We start from the raw sequence: 16018 nt of genomic DNA, 5'->3' as shown, positions 1-16018 counted from the left end.
CAGAGAATATATGTCCAATATATAAGGGTATAATGACACATTTGATTGCATTCTACTATATATTCTATTGTACCGTATATTTTGAAAACATTTATCAAATACCCTCACCTTCGCATCGTTGTTGAAATGAGTAGACGTACGATGCAGAAAACAGCTGACCAAGTTGCACATGCACACAATTTCGCCGAAATAGTTGAGGGTACTCAATGAGCTACAATAACGTCTCCCGTCGATCAGTGTTGGCAGCAGGTGCTACTGGACTCGGAATTTCGCTTGCTGGCTGTTCGGGCGGTAGCGGCGGCAGTGATGGTCCGACGGTCGGAATTCTCGAAGATCGCTCCGGAAACTTCCAGCTCAACGGCACCTCGAAGTGGCAGGCAACCCGCTTGGCAATCGAAGAGATCAACGAAGAGGGTGGTATTCTCGGCGAGCAGGTCGAGATCGTCGACCCCGATCCACAGTCCGACAACCAGCGCTATCAAGAACTGACCGAACGACTGATTCTACAGGACGAGGTCGACGCCCTGTGGGCGGGCTATTCGAGTGCGACCCGCGAGGCGATCCGTCCGATCATCAACGAGAACGAGCAGCTCTATTTCTACACGACGCAGTACGAGGGTGGCGTCTGTGACAATACTATCTTCCCGGTCGGCGCGACCGCTCGCCAACAGTTAGGTATTGTCACACCATATCTCGCCGACCAGTACGGCGAGGATATCTACATTGTTGCTGCCGACTACAACTTCGGCCAACTCTCCGGAGATTGGGTCAACGTCCTCGCACAGGAGAACGACTACAACATCGTCGGCGAGGAGTACATCCCACTCAGTGAGACTGACTTTTCGTCGGTGATCAACCGGATCCAACAGGAGGATCCCGACTTTATCATGTCGATGCTCGTCGGTGCGAACCACGAGAACTTCTACGATCAGCGGGCGACCAACGACCTGACGATTCCGGTCGGAACGTCGACGGCGATGGCTCAAGGCTTTGAGCACAAACGCTACGATCCACCGGCGCTGACCGACGTCTACTGCGGCGTCAGCTACATGGAGGAGTTGGGTGATCTCCGGGAAGGCGAGAACTTCGTCGAGGACTTCTATACCCGGTGGCCCGACGCAAACTACCTCAACCAAGAGGCACAGAACAACTACTTCTCGGTGTACCTCTGGGCTGAAGCCGTCGAGGAGGCAGGCACCTTCGATCAGGAAGCGGTGATCGAAGTGCTCGAGCAGGGTCGGGATATCAGTGCACCATCGGGCGAACTCACCCTCGACGGGGCGACCCACCACATGGAACACGAAATGCGTGTCGCTCATGCCGACGAGAACCACGAGATTTCGTTCACCAACAACGAACGTATCGGACCGAGCTTCCTCCGCGAAGAGGTCGAAGGTGGTGCAGGCTGTGACCTCCGCGAGGAAGACAAGACGACCCAGTACGTCCCAAGCGACGTCTACGACGTCTAAAGAGAACCAATGAGCACATGCATACAACCACCAAGCCATTGGAGGTCGGGACGCCGTGATTGACGCGGTAGCGACGCCATTGCAGTTGTCGGTCGCCAGCCTCGGAGCACTGTTCTTCCAGTTTCTCAATAGCTTCGGCTTCATCGTGCTGGCGACAGTGGGACTGGCCATCATCTTCGGGATGATGGGTGTGATCAACCTCGCCCACGGCGAGTTCATCCTGATCGGTGTCTACGGCACTGCACTGCCGTACCACGCTGGGATCCCACTGCCGATTGCAATGATCATCGGCGTCCTTGTCACAACTGTGTTCGGAATCATCATCGAGCGAACGATCGTCCGGCACTTCTATGATCGACTGCTCGATTCGATGGTCGCCACCTGGGGACTCAGCCTCATCGTCGCACAGTTGCTGTTGATCGTCTTCGGGTCGAGTCTCGATAGTATCTCGACACCCCTGGGGAACGTCGACTACGGACCGTTTTCCTCGTCAGTGTACCGAAGCATCCTCCTGCCGATGATCGCCATCTTCGTCCTCGCTGGGCTGTACGTGCTGTTTACCCGAACCGAGTTCGGCGTCAAAGCACGCGCGACCATCAAGGACCCTGAAACCGCTCGGGCGATGGGGATCGACACCGACCGGATGTACGTCGTGACGTTCGCTATCGGCTCGGCGCTGGCCGGGCTGACGGGCGCGCTCTCGGCACCGTCGTTAGGGTCGATCACTCCAAACCGTGGGGGAACCTTCCTCGTCGAGGCGTTCGTTGCCGTCGTCGTCGGCGGGCCATCGGTCATCATCGGCACACTGTCGGCGGCGGGCGTCCTCAGTCTATTCAACGCCACGGGGAGCTTCTTCGTCGACACCTTTTTCGGCCAGATGCTGATGTTGTCGGTCGCAATTGTCGCCCTTCGACTGCTGCCGGAGGGGATCACCGGCTACGTTGAATCGTGGCGGCAACGCCGGAGGGCCGAAGAATGAGCGCCGAAGGGGTGCTTTCGCGCGTTCGCGGGCTGTTCGAAGGGCCGAACACACTGGGCAACTCCACACCGTTTTGGGTCGCCTTTGCCGTCGCCGTTGTGGCGCTTGCGGTCTACCCCCAGGTGACCGACCCGTACACCGCCTTACAGACTTCCCGGTACTTCGGGCTCGCCTTTCTCGCAATCAGCCTCAGTTTCGTCTGGGGCTACTGCGGTGTGCTGAGTTTCGGGCAGGTGGCGTTTTTCGGCGTCTCGGCCTACACGTTCGGCATTATCGGCATCAACTTTGCGTCGATGACCGGCGCGACGGCCGCGTTGTTCGGCGCGGTTGTCGTCGGCACACTGGCGGCCGCAATCTTGGGCTACTTCATGTTCTACGGGGGTGTCCGTGACGTCTACGTCACGATCATGACGCTTGTCGTCGCGCTTGTATTGAACACGTTTATGGGCCAGACCGCTGGTAGCGAGTGGGCCATCGGAGCTGCTCGACTCGGCGGGTTCAACGGGATGACAAATATTCCGAACCTCACATTCGGAATCGGCGGGGCCGGGATCGTCTTCCAGACGGTTGGCTTCTATTACGCGGCGCTGTTCGTACTCGTCGGAACCTATCTGGGGCTTCGCGTCCTGTTGAACAGTTCCTTCGGGATGACGATGGTTGCGGTCCGCGAAGACGAGGAACGAACCGCGATGTTCGGCTACAACGTCCCGTTCATCAAACTCGTCGTCTTCACTATCGGTGGCGGACTGGCTGCTCTCGGTGGCGTCTTCTACGCCAGTTGGGGCAACTACGTCGACCCCAGTGTATTCAGTATCGCCTTCGCAGCTCTCCCGGTCGTTTGGGTGAGTATCGGTGGCCGCCAGTCGCTGCTGGGTGCAATCGGTGCAACACTTCTCATCGAGCGGATGCGAACCGGGCTGTCAAGCGGAATCGGCCCAGTCGGTCCCGAATGGGCACTGGTCATTGTCGGGGGGCTCCTGCTAGGAGTCATCCTGTACATGCCAGCCGGAATCGCACCGACACTCAACGATCTCAAAGACACGCTGCTGGACCGGCGATCGAGTCAGTCGCCCACCGGTAGCCCAACGGAGGACTCAGTCAAATGAGCGCACCTGAAGACATTAACGCACGACAGAAACCGGCGGTCGCCACGACTGGCTCCGGCACAAACGTCATTTTGGCGACCCGACAGCTGACCAAGAAATTCGGCGGGCTGACCGCCGTCGACGATGTCGACTTCGAAGTCAACCGGGGCGAAATCCGGTGTCTGATCGGTCCAAATGGGGCTGGCAAGAGCACACTGCTCAATCTGATTACAGGCAAACTCTCGCCGAGCGAGGGCGACATCTACTTTGATGGGAACGACCTCACCGGGCTCGATCCACACGAGCGGATCGACACCGGCCTCAGCGTCAAGTTCCAGTCGCCGCACGTCTACGAGAACCTTTCTGTCAAGCGGAACCTCCAGGTACCGCTCCAGCGGACCGACCGCAATGTCGACCGTGTAATGGCCGAAACGCTCGAACAGATCGCACTCACCGAGCAGGCCGACACGCCGGCCGGTGATCTCTCGCACGGCCAACAACAGCGCCTTGAGATCGGCATGGCGATCACGCTCGATCCCGAGCTGATGTTGCTCGACGAGCCGGTCGCAGGCATGTCGGTCGACGAAACGGCTGACGTGGCTGATTTGATCACCTCGCTGCACGACGATGGGATGGCGTTTCTCGTCGTCGAACACGACATGGAGTTTGTCCGTGAGATCTCCGAGCAGGTCACCGTGTTGAATCAAGGGGCTGTCTTCCGACAGGGACCGATCGAGGAGATCGAGACCGACGAGGCCGTCCGCCGGATCTACTTGGGGGAGAACGCATGAGTCTCGAAATTACGGGGCTGAATGCAGGCTATGATGGTACGCCGATTCTCCACGATGTCGACTGTACGGTCGAGGAGGGCGAAATCGTCGGGATCGTCGGCCGCAACGGTGTCGGTAAAACAACGCTGCTGAAAGCAGTCATGGGGTTGTTAGAACCTGAAGCCGGAACCGTGCAGTTCAACGGTGAGGATGTAACTGCCGAATCGGCCGACGTTCACGCCCGCCGAGGAATCGGCTACGTTCCACAGGGCCGAGACGTTTTTGCAGGGCTGACTGTCGAGCAGAACCTCATGATCGGTGAAGGAATCGGAACCGGCGAAGAGACGCTCTACGACCGCGTATACGACTACTTCCCGATCCTCGAAGAACGAGCCGATCAGGATGCTGGAACTATGAGCGGCGGCCAACAGCAGATGCTGGCAATTGGCCGTGCACTCGTCGGTGATCCCGATCTGTTGTTGGTCGACGAACCATCCGAGGGTGTCCAACCGTCGATTGTGCAATCTATTACCGAGGACCTCAAGCGGATCAACGAGGAGTTTGGCACGACGATTTTGTTCGTCGAGCAGAACTTGTCTGTGATTCAGGGGCTCGCCGAGCGCTGTTATGCGATGGACCACGGCCGGATGGTCGACGAACTCGATGGGGCTACGCTTGCGGACCGCGACCACCTCGAAGAGTACCTCGTGGTATAGTCGGGGAAACGGCTTTTCGACTCACAACCGCACGAATTTCTACCGGCCACTCCATTTTCTACTGCTCTCAGACCGCCGGCGATGGTACAGAGTTTGTGGTAGAAAACACAGTCGACGTTGTCGACCGAACCTGAACTGCCTCGACGTCGAATAGACGAAGCTCGATAGCAGTTGCTCTGATTTTGATTCTTCGAAAATGAAAACCGAAAACAGCGTTAGCGGGCTGCAGCTGCAACGCGTTCGCGCTCTTCCTTCTGGGAGATCGCGTACGTCTGGACGTCGTAGCTGGCTGCACCGATGATCTGCTGGGCGAGTGCCTCGGCAGCAGTCGTTTTCGATTTGTAGCTGGCGTTTTTTGTCCCAACGGCGAGGAACTTCAGGGCCTCGTCGACACGGCGCTGTGGGGCGACGTCGACGGCCTTGGGAACCGAGATCCCACCGTATTTGAGGCGAACAGTCTCCTCACGTGGGGCGGCGTTTTCGACCGCACGGACCAGCACCTGCACTGGGTTTTCTTCGGTCCGCTCGTGGACGATCTCGAAGGCGTCCTGAACGATCGAAGCGGCCTGCTGTTTTTTGCCCGTGTTTTCTTCGGTCTGCATCAGCCGGTTGATGAGCCGCTCGACGATCGAGATCTCGCTTTTCTCGAACTGTTTCGAGGCGTGTCGACCCATCGTGTGAGCGATCGGCGTCACGGTGAGATACGTCTGGGTACTGGGATCGGTGTACTCGATCTCCGAGACATCCCACACACCGAACAGCAGTGCGCCCTCGACAGCCGACTCTTTGGCTTCCTCGGCGTCTTCGGCGTCGACTTCCTCAGCGTCAACATCCTCAGTTTCGGCGTCGACTTCTTCGGCGTCAACATCCTCAGCGTCGATCTCTTCTTCCTCTACGTCTTCGGAGACGTCAGATTCGCTCTCGGACATTATCGCACCGGTTTCTCTGCGTTGCCGCGGACGAGTTCGATCATCGAAACGCCGTTGACCTTCTCGACCTTGTAGTTGACACCCGAAAGGTCGCCCATTGCACGACCCTTCGCGCCACCGATTCCGGCAATCGTGACCTCGTCGTGTTCGTCGATGAACGAGATCGCACCGTCACCGGGACAGAAGGCGGTGACCTGCTTGCCGTTCTTGATGAGCTGGACCCGAACACATTTTCGGATCGCGGAGTTCGGCTGCTTTGCTTCGATACCGACCTTTTCGAGGACGATGCCGCGTCCCTGCGGTGCGCCTTCGAGTGGGTCTGACTTCTTTTTGAGCCCGCGCTCTCGTCGAGCGTACTCGGAGTCCGACCAGCGTCGCTTCTGCCGGTCTTTCTTGAGCTTCCGGGCGGCATATTTGCCGTTGGCCATGTAGCCTCTCGTTTCGGATGCGGATACTTAAGCATCTCTCTTTGGACTCAGCGAAACCCACGCAAATCGCTTCTTAGGGGTCGCTAATCGAATCTGAGACTGTTTCCCAGTGTGAGATAAAACGGAGTGAAACCGACTCGGAGCGCACAAAACGGACGGAAAGCCGCTTACAGCTAGTCGACAGTCTCAAAGAACAGAACGTCGACTGTCTGTGTCAGTTGACTGTTGTGAGAAGCTACGTCAACTGAATGTCGTCGATATCGTGTTGTCGACGGGCCAGTCGACGCGCCGTCTCGATATGTTGGCCGTTCGAGCCGATAGCGACCCCACGGTCGGCGTCGACCACCTCGACGTAGGCGACCCGGTCGCCCTGTTCGGAGATCGTCACCCCGCGAACGACTGCGGGGGCGAGTGCGTTTTCGACGAACGCTGCGGGTGTCTCGGCGTCCTCAACGAGGTCGACTGTCCGGCCGATTTTCTCCTCGACACGACGGACGATCCGCCCGTCGGGACCGATAGCGTCGGCCATCTCACCGGCCGGGATCAGAAACACCACACGGTCGCTCTCGACGAGACAGTCGTTGGGGCTGACGTCGGTCTCCTCGTCGAACAGCCCCATATACCGTCGTGCCTCGTCGGAGAGCGTGACTTTCATGGTCAGTCGTCGGCCGGGTTGGCGTCAATCGATCCCATGCGGAGTTTGACGTCGCCGGTGCCCAGTGCAATCGGTTTGCCAGCGATGACGTTCTCGATGATGCCGTTGAGATCGTCGCTCTGGCCGTGAACCGCGGCGTCCAGCAGGTGGTTGACCGTCACCTCGAAGGCCGCACGCGCCAGCACCGAGTCCTTCGAGCCCGAAATTCCGTGTCGACCAATCGACTCAATCGTCCCTTCGTTGGTCATGATGTCGGCGACCAGCATCAGGTGCCGAATGTTCACGTCGTCGAGACCCTGCTCGCGGAGCGTGTCAATCGTCTCGTTGATGATCGCCTCGCGGGCGGCCTCGACGCCGAGTTCCGCACGGATCTCGTGGATGTTGTTACACGTAGAGCGGCTGGCGTCGACGCCCTCGATGTGGAGCACGTCGCCGAACGCCGATCCCTCGGTGTAGAGGACGAACTCCTCGCCGTCCTCTAACTCCTCTTTCCGGATCACGACGCGGCTGATCTCTTCGATCCCCTTGAAGACGATCTCTCGGAGCTGTTCGACGAGCTGGAGCAGTTCTCGGTAGCTCGGTTCGTTGGGACCGAACTCGATTGCCATCCCGCTCTGCCGGGTCGAAACACCGAGTTTGTCCTCGATGGTTTCGGAAATCTCAGTGGCGACGGTGTTTGCGGAGTCGACCGTTGGCCACCGTTCGAGCAGCGTCTCCTCGTTGAGGTCGATCCGGACGAGCATGTCCGCGACGTTGGTCGAGACATCGCCGAGCGACAGGATGTCGGTTGCTTCGAGTGCCCAGACGACCTCGTGGGCCTTCTCTCGTTTTTCGGCGTACTCGTCTTCGAGATACACCGTCATCATCGGCGTATCCGGCGTCTTCCGGGCGTCCACAAGCTCGATGAGTCGTGGCAGCCCTTGGGTCACGTCAATCTCTGCGACCCCCGCATAGTGGAACGTGTTCATCGTCATCTGCGTTCCGGGCTCACCAATCGACTGGGCCGAGACAGTACCCACAGGTTCGAGTGGGTCGACGCGCGTGTCGGTGTACTGTGATTCGACCCCACGGGCGATGTCGGTCGCCTGCTCGGTCGTCACGCCCTCGTGGTCTTCGATGGTGTCGTAGACCCGATCCTTGAGTCGGCGTGGCAGCACCGTGTCTTCGACGATTGCTTCGATATCGTCGGTAATGTGGCTGTAGGCAGCCATCGGATCGTACTCTGCTTCAGTCATCGGATTCCACCTCCTCGAACCGCGGCTCACTACGCTCTGAGAGGTTCGTCGGCGGCTCGCGCCGACCGAGGAATGCCTCCTTTTCGCTCTCGCTGCCGAACTCCGCGTCGACAACGCGATCCGTAATTCCCTCGACGTCGATATCGAAGTCCTCGTCGGAAGAGACACGCACCGGCGAGGTACCGTCCTCACCGAACTCGAACTGGATAACCGTTCCAGAGGTGTCCCGCACGGTACCGTCGTACTGGGCTTCGAGTTCAGACAGCGCGTTGATCAGTCGGCGCTGCAGGTACCCGGATTTCGACGTCCGGACTGCCGTATCGACGAGCCCCTCGCGGCCACCCATCGCGTGGAAGAAGAACTCACGCGGGGTGAGACCGCTTCGGTAGGAGTTCTCGACGAAGCCGTGGGCCTCCGCGGACAGATCGTTCGGCTCGTAGTGGGCGAGGGTTCGATCCTCGTAACCCCGATTGATTCGTTCGCCACGGACTGCCTGCTGGCCGACACAGCCGGCCATCTGGGTGAGGTTGAGCATCGAACCCCGAGCCCCGGAACGGGCCATGATGACTGCCGGGTTGTCATCGGCGAAGTGGTCGTCGGCGATCTCACCGGCGGAGTCCCGGGCTTTGCCGAGCGTCTGCATGATCTTCATTTCGAGCGTCTCGTCGACCGTTCGGCCGGGGAGCGATTCGAGTTCGCCGGCCTCGTAGGTGTCGATCAGCTCTTCGATTCGGTCGTAGGCGCTGTCGATTGCCTCGTCGACCTGCTCGTCCGCAACGGGTGGAATCGACTCGTCGTCGATCCCGATCGAGAACCCGAAGTGCATGATCGCCCGCATCGCCAGCGCGGCGACCTCATTAATGAACACTCGCGCGCGTGTCTCCGAGTACTGTTTGACGATAGTGTCGACGATCTCGCCGCCGAAGGCGCCGACAGCGTCCTCGTCGATCGTCCCTTCGAGCAGCACGCCGTCCTCGATGATCACGTCGCCGCCGGTCGACGAGGTGAACTCGAGATTCAGGCCGTCCGGAAGGAGCAGCGAGAAGACGGTCCGACCGGTCCAGTAGGGACCGGTCTCGTCCTCGCCGTCGGGGTCGGGTAACTCGTCGACGCGGGTCGCTCGGAGCAGGTCGAGTGCCTGTGTCTCGGTGAAGTGGGGATTGTCGTTGGTCAGCAGGTAGGTCCCCGAAATGTGGTCCTGAATCGCCCCGATGATGTTCTCGCCGAAGCGCGGCGAGAGGATCTGCTCTTGGACGCGCATGAGCACACGGGCCTCGGCACGGGACTCCTCGGTCTGGAGGGCGTGGAGGTTCATCTCGTCGCCGTCGAAGTCAGCGTTGTACGGCGGACAGACAACCGTGTTGAGCCGGAAGGTCTTGTACGGCATCACGACGACCTCGTGGGCCATAATACTCATTCGGTGCAGCGACGGCTGGCGGTTGAAGATCACGATGTCGCCGTCGACGAGGTGGCGGTTGACCTCCCAGCCTTCCTCGATTTTTGTCGATAGTTCTTCGCAGTTCTTCGGCGTGACCTTCAGCCGTCGACCGTCGGGCCGTTTGACGTAGTTGGCACCGGGATGTTTCTCGGGGCCGTTGGCGACGTACTGGCGGGCCTCTTCGGTGTTGCGGTCGGTGACGTTGATCGTGATCGTCATCTCGCTGGCCACGCGGTCCGGAATCCCGACCTCGTTGAGGCTCAGCGTCGGGTCGGGGCTAATGACGGTACGCGCCGAGAAGTTGACGCGTTTCCCCGACAGCGAGCCGCGGAACCGCCCCTCTTTGCCTTTTAAGCGCTGGCTGAGGGTTTTGAGGGGTCGACCCGAGCGGTGTCGGGCCGGTGGAGTTCCGGAAATCTCGTTGTCCACGAAGGTCGTCACGTGGTACTGCAGCAGCTCCCAGAGGTCCTCGATAATCAGCTGTGGGGCTCCTGCCTCGCGGTTCTCCATGAACCGCTGGTTGATGCGGATGATGTCGACCAGCTTGTGCGTGAGGTCGTCCTCGGAGCGCTGGCCGTTGTCGAGGGTGATCGATGGGCGGGCTGTGACCGGCGGCACCGGCAGCACGGTCATGATCATCCACTCCGGCCGGGAGTTCTCCGAGTCGATGCCCAGTACTTCGATATCCGAATCCGGGATGTCCTCGAACCAGTCGCGAATATCCGAGGGCATCAGTTTGTTCATATCTTCTTCCGTCAAGTCGACGTCGAGTGCCTTTTCGAGGGCCCGTCGGTCCTCGTCGAGCGGGCGGAACTCGCCGCCGAGGATCTGGTTGATCCGTTCCAGCGAGATGCCGGTCTGGTCGGCCAACTCCGAGGGACTGATCCCCTCGTCGTCTTCGTCATCCTCGTCGGGCTGCATTGCCTCGGCGATGACTTCGGAGTACTCCGAGGCCAGCACGTCTTCGACCTCGTAGTAGGTCGTCGGCTTCTCGTGTTTGATGTCGGCCTGTGGGTTGCCACAGTGTGGACAGGTGTTGGATTTCCGTGCCTCTCGAACGGCGTTTTTGAGCACCGTGTCGGGGTCTTTGCCGAGTTCCTCCGCGCGAACGAGGTTCTCGCGGAACTGCTCTTTTTTGTCTTCGGTCAGCGTCAGTCCGCCGCACTCCCGACAGGTCGCCCGCAGGAGTCGACGCATCAGCGTCGTGAAGCCGACGTGGATGACCGGCGCGGCGAGTTCGATGTGGCCGAAGTGGCCGGGACACGAACCCGAGTGCTGGCCGCAGGTTCGGCATTCGAGACCGGGGTCGATGACGCCGAGTCGGGGGTCCATCAGCCCCATGTCGATGGGGTAGCCGTCGTCGTTGTAGGTGTCGGCCGTAATCACTTTCGTGGCCGACATGTCGCGGTACGTCTCGGGATCCATCAGACCGAACCGGATCCCACCGAGCTGTTTTGGTGTTTGCATTGACATTGTGTGTGAGCCCTTAGACTGCGTCCTCAAGTTCGAGTGTTGGTCGAATGCCGAGCGCCATCAGTTCGTCCAGGAGGAGTTTGAACGCGTAACTGACTTCGAGTTCGTGGATGTTGTCCTCGCTGCCGGTCACCTGATCGTAGACACGGCGCTGTTCGCGGTCCTGGACCGCGATCATGCCTGTATCGGCCGAGACGTACACCGTCTCTTTGTCCGAGGAATCCAGCAGGCGTTCGTTGAGCACCATCGCCGCACCGTGACCGATGATGGTATCCCGCTCCATCTCACCGACACGGAGCCCACCCTCACGGGCACGCCCCTCGGTCGGCTGGCGGGTCAGCACCTGCACAGGCCCGCGGGAGCGGGCGTGCAGCTTGTTCGAGACCATGTGGTAGAGTTTGTGGTAGAAAATCGTGCCGACGAAAATCTCGGCGTCGATTTTCTCACCCGTCACACCCGAATACATGACCTCCTTGCCGGAGGATTTGAAGCCGTGGTCTTCGAGTGCGCCACGGAGTTCCTCTTCGTCTTCGCCCTGGAACGGCGTCCCGTCGACGCGCCGTCCTTCGAGCGCACCAACCTTCCCGCCGAGCATTTCCAGCACGTGGCCCACAGTCATCCGCGATGGGAGTGCGTGTGGGTTCAGCACGAGGTCGGGAACGAGTCCTTCCTCGGTAAACGGCATATCTTCCTGTGGTGCCAAGTGGCCCACAACACCCTTCTGGCCGTGCCGGGAGGCGAACTTGTCACCAAGCTCTGGGATTCGCTCGTCTCGAACTTTGACCTTCGAGAGCTTCGAGCCGTCTTCGCCCTCCATCAGCGTGACCGTGTCGACGACGCCGTCCTCGCCCGAACGCATCGTCACCGAAGTCTCACGCCGCTTCTGCGGGCTAAGACCGCCCATATCGTCGGGTTCTTCGAGGAACCGCGGTGGGCTGGTCTTGCCGAGCAGGACCGAATTCTCGTCGACAACCGTCTCGGGGTTGACGAGCCCGTCGTCGTCGAGATGCGTGTAGGCGTCTTCCCCGCGTGCGCCGCGGACATCCTGACTTGGAATCTCGAAGTGGTCTTCCTGACCGCCGGGGTAGCGTCGTTCCTCGCCCTCGTAGGTGCGGAAGAAGTGCGACCGCATGAGCGCGCGGTCGACCGAGCCTTGGTTCATCACGAGTGCGTCCTCGATATTGAACCCTTCGTAGCTCATGACGGCGACCGTGAAGTTCTGGGCGGCGGGTCGCTCGTCGTAGTTGATCTGATCGGTGGTCTGGGTTTTGACCATCGAGAGCTGCGGGTAGTGCAGGAGGTGCTGACGCGTGTCGGGTCGGATCCGGTAGTTGGCGGATGGCAGCCCCAGCGACTGTTTCATCATCCCTGCGCCCATCGTAATCCGGGGACTGGCGTTGTGTTCCGGATACGGAATCATCCCTGCACCGATCCCGAAGATCAGCGACGGATCGATTTCGAGGTGGGTGTGCTTGTCGGTGAGGTCATCTTCGTCGACACCGATCAGGATGTCTTCTTCCTCTTCGGCGTCGATGAACTCGACGTAGCCGCGGTCGACGAGGTCCTCGAATTCGAGGTCGCCCTCGTCGACGGCCTCGATTTCCTCGTCACCGAGGAGCGGTTCGCCGTTTTCGACGACGATCAGTGGGCGGCGGGCCCGGCCAGCATCGGCGTTGATGATGACCTCTTGGGTCCGACCACGGACCGAGACGTTGACCATGTCCGAGACGTCGCCGCGGCGGCGGGCTTCTCGGATCTGTTCGGCGAGCTGTTCGGGGTCCGGGTGGGTTCCAACCAGACTACCGTTGACGTATACTTTCGCTTCTCGTGCCTGAGCCATTGTTAGTCGTCCGCCGGGGTGGTTCGTTCAATACTGTCAATGCCGGGGATCCCCTCGACTCCCATCGACGACAGCTCTCGTTTCAGTCCCTGTTCGTCCTCGATATCCTGGCTCAGCTCCATTGCCTGAGCGAAGTTCTTCACCAAACCACAGTTTGGCCCCTCCGGCGTCTCGGAGGGACAGATGCGACCCCACTGGGTCGCGTGCAGATCCCGTGCCTCGAAGTGCGGCTGCGAGCGACTCAGCGGCGAGCGAAGTCGGCGCAGGTGGGACAGAACCCCCATGTAGTCAGTTCGGTCGACCAGCTGGCTCACGCCGGAGCGGCCACCGACCCAATTACCAGTGGCAATCGGGTGTTCGAGTCGCTCGGTGAGCACGTCGGAACGGACGACGGTGCCGACCGAGAGATCACGGTTTCGCATGTTGGCGCGTTCGAGCTGATATTTCACGTCCCGGGAGAGCTTGTTGAGGGCTGTCCGGAACAGGTCGGTCATCAGATCGCCCGAGACCTTCAGCCGCTTGTTGGCGTAGTGGTCCTTGTCGTCGGCCTCGCGTCGGTCGAGAGCGAGCTCAAAGCAGGCTTCGGCCATTCGGCAGAGGTAGTAGGCCTTGTTGATGCGGATCTCCTCGTCTTCGGCACCCTCCTCGTGGAGGTGTGGCAGGAGATATCGATCAATGACGTAGTTGGCGCGTTTGAGCTGGTAGTTTTTGCCTTGCCCGGAGGCAACACGTTTTCCGAGGGTTTCGATTGCTTCCTCGGTGGTCTGGACTTCGGCTTCCTCCAGATTCTCCAGCATGAATTTGACGATCTCGGGGTCTTCCGACACACGGTGGACGATCTCCTGGTCGGATTCGAGCCCGAGTGCCCGGACGAGTGTGACGAAGTCGACGCTGCCCGAAACGGATGGGAAGCTGACTTCGAGCAGGCCTTCGCGGTTGCGCTCACAGAGAACGAGTGCGCGGTAGCCACGACGCTGGCTAAACGTTTTGGCGACCTGAATATCGTCGCCGTATTTCGTATCGTGTTCGGCCAGAATCTTGTTCGGGGCGAGGTCCTCGCTGGTCATCAGCACGCGCTCGGAGCCGTTGACGATGAAGTAGCCACCGGGGTCGACGGGGTCTTCACCGATCTCGATCAGTTCCTGATCCGAGAAGCCCTGAATGTTACAGTTCTGGGAGCCGACCATGATCGGCATGCGGCCGACCTTGGTTTCGGTGGAGTCGACGACCGTTTCGGGTTCGTCTTCGCCACCGCGGATGATCGACATCTCCATGAAAACGGGGGCTGCGTAGGTGATATTCCGGAGTCGCGCTTCCTGTGGGTACAGGAGTTCTTCGGAGCCGTCGGCCTCTCGCACACGCGGCGTGAGGATGCGGATGTCACCGAGTTCGACGTAGACGGGCTCTTGGCCCTCCTTGTCGCCGATGTCGGTGTCGATGGTCTCTTTTTCGTCGACGACCTGCTGCATGCCCTTGTCGAGAAAGGCGTTGAACGAGCGGAAGTGGTGTTCTGCGAGTCGGTCTTCCTCGAAATACTCCCGGGAGATCGTGCGTCGGTCTTGCCGGTTCATTCGATCACCAGTCGGTATGAGATTGCGGTTTCGGTTGTACGTGAGTCGCGGACGATTTTGAGGACGTCGCCCGGTGTGGCGTCGTCGGGAAGTGCTGGATCATTGGTTTTAATTTTCGGTAAGTCGGTACGGCTGAGATCATACTCCTCGAGAACCGATTCGATTTCGGGCTCATCGAGGATGATATGGTCTGGGACAAGTTCGTGTTGGCTGACATCTACCATGGGTGAGTTATCTGTTGGTGGGAAGAAGCTACTGTCACGAGATACTACAGCGAGTTAGAAAGCCGAGCCATTTAACAGTTGCCAACTTCGCCCGACACCAGCGGCTCACCGACCGCAGGAGGGCGTGATACTGTATGGCAGGCTGTCGACTACTATATGCTTTTGGGCCTGTTCGGTACCGGATACCACACGGCCTTCAAAAAGGAAGCCTTATTTGTGTCTCGGGGAGACGTTGTAGTACGGTTCGCCCGGATGGTGTAGTGGCCCATCATACAACCCTGTCACGGTTGTGACGCGGGTTCAAATCCCGCTCCGGGCGCTTTTTCCGACGAACAATAACGCTGAGCAGCGCGTTTGCGTGGCGCTACGCGCCACGACAGCGAACGGCGTAGCCGTGAGCGTAGCGTGTACTCAGCAACACCGTGAGTCGGTAAAACGACTCACTGAGGGATTTGAACTAAGGAGCGACGCGAACGTAGTGAGCAGAGCGACCGAAGTTCAAATCCCGCTCCGGCCAGTCGACCAGCGACCGGACAACGTGGTCGATCCGTCGACCGGCCAGTGGCACGGTATCGCACGACGGGGCGGGGGCAACTAATAAGCCTTAAACGTCTGCCCCGGATACGAATGGTTGCAGGAAGCCCGGATGGTGTAGTGGCCCATCATACAACCCTGTCACGGTTGTGACGCGGGTTCAAATCCCGCTCCGGGCGTTTTCTCGGATTCAACTTTCATGAGCGACCGGTTTACCGTGTCGCGACTAGTTCTAAATCCGAGAAACGACTGTCTGCGGATTTGAACCAAGGAGTGAAGCGAACGCAGAGAGCGAAACGACTGAGGTTCAAATCCCGCTCCGGGCACTACTTAATTATATTTACTTAGAACAGTCGACCTTCCGTCGACTCACATTCGGTCAAGTCGACGCAGTATAAGAAACCCACCAACGCCGAGCAGGGTGACCACCAGCGTCACGAGAATAAACAGGCCGGCGACGGTGGGATAGACCAGCGCAAGCGCGATGAAGAACGTGAAGGCAAACAGGCTAAAGAGGACGAGAAACAGACCGAGGGCGGGCCGTTGGGCGGTTGCGAGTGCGATCCGCTCTTTCAGTGTGAGCTCCCCAAAATCAACATCTGCGGCCCGCTCTCCGGACGAGGGGTCGACGCGTTCGTCGCCCGGCGGTTGTGCTGAGTCAGCCATATTCCC

General features: G+C 59.5%; 14 protein-coding genes and 2 tRNA genes. 7 read left to right on the top strand and 9 right to left on the bottom strand.

The genetic code is table 11. The annotated features are described in order from the left end of the window. Window positions 1-206: 206 nt before the first annotated feature. Genes HALTADL_RS03075 through HALTADL_RS03055 form a run of 5 tightly spaced genes read left to right on the top strand, consistent with a single transcriptional unit; the run spans window position 207 to window position 5019 of the window. Window positions 207-1469 (top strand): urea ABC transporter substrate-binding protein, encoded by a 1263-nt coding sequence (locus HALTADL_RS03075; RefSeq protein ID WP_089672524.1) that lies wholly within the window; start codon window positions 207-209, stop codon window positions 1467-1469. A 55-nt stretch (window positions 1470-1524) separates the two neighbouring features. Further along, window positions 1525-2448, top strand: a complete 924-nt coding sequence (gene urtB / locus HALTADL_RS03070; protein ID WP_245708411.1) for an urea ABC transporter, permease protein UrtB — start codon at window positions 1525-1527, stop codon at window positions 2446-2448. After that, complete coding sequence (locus HALTADL_RS03065; protein ID WP_089672525.1) at window positions 2445-3554, top strand: ABC transporter permease subunit; 1110 nt, start codon at window positions 2445-2447, stop codon at window positions 3552-3554. Before urtB ends, HALTADL_RS03065 begins: the two co-directional genes overlap by 4 nt. Next, window positions 3551-4324 (top strand): ABC transporter ATP-binding protein, encoded by a 774-nt coding sequence (locus HALTADL_RS03060; RefSeq protein ID WP_089672526.1) that lies wholly within the window; start codon window positions 3551-3553, stop codon window positions 4322-4324. The genes HALTADL_RS03065 and HALTADL_RS03060 overlap by 4 nt, the downstream gene beginning before the upstream one ends. Continuing rightward, complete coding sequence (locus tag HALTADL_RS03055) at window positions 4321-5019, top strand: ABC transporter ATP-binding protein (RefSeq protein ID WP_089672527.1); 699 nt, start codon at window positions 4321-4323, stop codon at window positions 5017-5019. Before HALTADL_RS03060 ends, HALTADL_RS03055 begins: the two co-directional genes overlap by 4 nt. 215 nt (window positions 5020-5234) lie before the next feature. Here HALTADL_RS03055 and HALTADL_RS03050 read toward each other — a convergent pair whose 3' ends face one another. From HALTADL_RS03050 to HALTADL_RS03015, 8 genes are all read right to left on the bottom strand, one after another. Beyond that, a complete protein-coding gene (locus tag HALTADL_RS03050) occupies window positions 5235-5948 on the bottom strand; it encodes a 30S ribosomal protein S7 (RefSeq protein ID WP_089672528.1) in 714 nt (237 codons plus the stop codon). Next, window positions 5948-6376, bottom strand: coding sequence for a 30S ribosomal protein S12 (locus tag HALTADL_RS03045; protein ID WP_089672529.1), 429 nt, complete (start codon window positions 6374-6376; stop codon window positions 5948-5950). Before HALTADL_RS03045 ends, HALTADL_RS03050 begins: the two co-directional genes overlap by 1 nt. Window positions 6377-6611: 235 nt before the next feature. After that, the gene (locus tag HALTADL_RS03040; protein ID WP_089672530.1) at window positions 6612-7031 is read right to left on the bottom strand and encodes a NusA-like transcription termination signal-binding factor; all 420 of its coding nucleotides are present in this window, start codon (window positions 7029-7031) and stop codon (window positions 6612-6614) included. Between the two features lie 2 nt (window positions 7032-7033). Continuing rightward, window positions 7034-8242, bottom strand: a complete 1209-nt coding sequence (gene rpoA2 / locus HALTADL_RS03035) for a DNA-directed RNA polymerase subunit A'' (protein ID WP_089672587.1) — start codon at window positions 8240-8242, stop codon at window positions 7034-7036. Between the two features lie 16 nt (window positions 8243-8258). Then, the gene (locus HALTADL_RS03030) at window positions 8259-11171 is read right to left on the bottom strand and encodes a DNA-directed RNA polymerase subunit A' (protein WP_089672531.1); all 2913 of its coding nucleotides are present in this window, start codon (window positions 11169-11171) and stop codon (window positions 8259-8261) included. A 19-nt stretch (window positions 11172-11190) separates the two neighbouring features. After that, window positions 11191-13017 carry a DNA-directed RNA polymerase subunit B gene (rpoB, locus tag HALTADL_RS03025; protein WP_089672532.1) on the bottom strand — a complete coding sequence of 609 codons (1827 nt, stop codon included), beginning with the start codon at window positions 13015-13017 and terminating at the stop codon, window positions 11191-11193. A gap of 2 nt (window positions 13018-13019) precedes the next feature. After that, window positions 13020-14588, bottom strand: coding sequence for a DNA-directed RNA polymerase subunit B'' (locus HALTADL_RS03020; protein ID WP_089672533.1), 1569 nt, complete (start codon window positions 14586-14588; stop codon window positions 13020-13022). Continuing rightward, window positions 14585-14812 carry a DNA-directed RNA polymerase subunit H gene (locus tag HALTADL_RS03015; RefSeq protein ID WP_089672534.1) on the bottom strand — a complete coding sequence of 76 codons (228 nt, stop codon included), beginning with the start codon at window positions 14810-14812 and terminating at the stop codon, window positions 14585-14587. Before HALTADL_RS03015 ends, HALTADL_RS03020 begins: the two co-directional genes overlap by 4 nt. A 246-nt stretch (window positions 14813-15058) precedes the next feature. On the opposite strand from HALTADL_RS03015, the gene HALTADL_RS03010 reads away from it, so the two are divergent. Together HALTADL_RS03010 and HALTADL_RS03005 are read left to right on the top strand one after the other, a co-directional pair. Continuing rightward, a tRNA-Asp gene (locus HALTADL_RS03010) sits at window positions 15059-15131 on the top strand. A 321-nt stretch (window positions 15132-15452) separates the two neighbouring features. After that, a tRNA-Asp gene (locus tag HALTADL_RS03005) sits at window positions 15453-15525 on the top strand. Between the two features lie 190 nt (window positions 15526-15715). Here the strand turns inward: HALTADL_RS03005 and HALTADL_RS03000 are convergent. Then, on the bottom strand, window positions 15716-16012 hold the full coding sequence (locus tag HALTADL_RS03000) for a hypothetical protein (RefSeq protein ID WP_089672535.1): 297 nt from the start codon (window positions 16010-16012) through the stop codon (window positions 15716-15718). Window positions 16013-16018 lie beyond the last annotated feature (6 nt).

This window comes from Halohasta litchfieldiae (genome assembly GCF_002788215.1).
Lineage (GTDB): Archaea > Halobacteriota > Halobacteria > Halobacteriales > Haloferacaceae > Halohasta > Halohasta litchfieldiae.
Note: the sequence above shows the minus strand (reverse complement) of the source record. Positions and strands in the feature narration are given on the sequence as shown.

What these genes read in the sequence shown, in the direction of transcription:
- HALTADL_RS03055 (WP_089672527.1), top strand. Translation starts at nt 4,321, where the DNA reads ATGAGTCTCGAAATTACGGGGCTGAATGCAGGCTATGATGGTACGCCG.
- rpoA2 (WP_089672587.1), bottom strand. Translation starts at nt 8,242, where the DNA reads ATGGCTGCCTACAGCCACATTACCGACGATATCGAAGCAATCGTCGAA.
- HALTADL_RS03050 (WP_089672528.1), bottom strand. Translation starts at nt 5,948, where the DNA reads ATGTCCGAGAGCGAATCTGACGTCTCCGAAGACGTAGAGGAAGAAGAG.
- HALTADL_RS03075 (WP_089672524.1), top strand. Translation starts at nt 207, where the DNA reads ATGAGCTACAATAACGTCTCCCGTCGATCAGTGTTGGCAGCAGGTGCT.
- HALTADL_RS03015 (WP_089672534.1), bottom strand. Translation starts at nt 14,812, where the DNA reads ATGGTAGATGTCAGCCAACACGAACTTGTCCCAGACCATATCATCCTC.
- HALTADL_RS03000 (WP_089672535.1), bottom strand. Translation starts at nt 16,012, where the DNA reads ATGGCTGACTCAGCACAACCGCCGGGCGACGAACGCGTCGACCCCTCG.
- HALTADL_RS03045 (WP_089672529.1), bottom strand. Translation starts at nt 6,376, where the DNA reads ATGGCCAACGGCAAATATGCCGCCCGGAAGCTCAAGAAAGACCGGCAG.
- HALTADL_RS03060 (WP_089672526.1), top strand. Translation starts at nt 3,551, where the DNA reads ATGAGCGCACCTGAAGACATTAACGCACGACAGAAACCGGCGGTCGCC.
- HALTADL_RS03065 (WP_089672525.1), top strand. Translation starts at nt 2,445, where the DNA reads ATGAGCGCCGAAGGGGTGCTTTCGCGCGTTCGCGGGCTGTTCGAAGGG.
- HALTADL_RS03030 (WP_089672531.1), bottom strand. Translation starts at nt 11,171, where the DNA reads ATGCAAACACCAAAACAGCTCGGTGGGATCCGGTTCGGTCTGATGGAT.
- HALTADL_RS03040 (WP_089672530.1), bottom strand. Translation starts at nt 7,031, where the DNA reads ATGAAAGTCACGCTCTCCGACGAGGCACGACGGTATATGGGGCTGTTC.
- rpoB (WP_089672532.1), bottom strand. Translation starts at nt 13,017, where the DNA reads ATGGCTCAGGCACGAGAAGCGAAAGTATACGTCAACGGTAGTCTGGTT.
- HALTADL_RS03020 (WP_089672533.1), bottom strand. Translation starts at nt 14,588, where the DNA reads ATGAACCGGCAAGACCGACGCACGATCTCCCGGGAGTATTTCGAGGAA.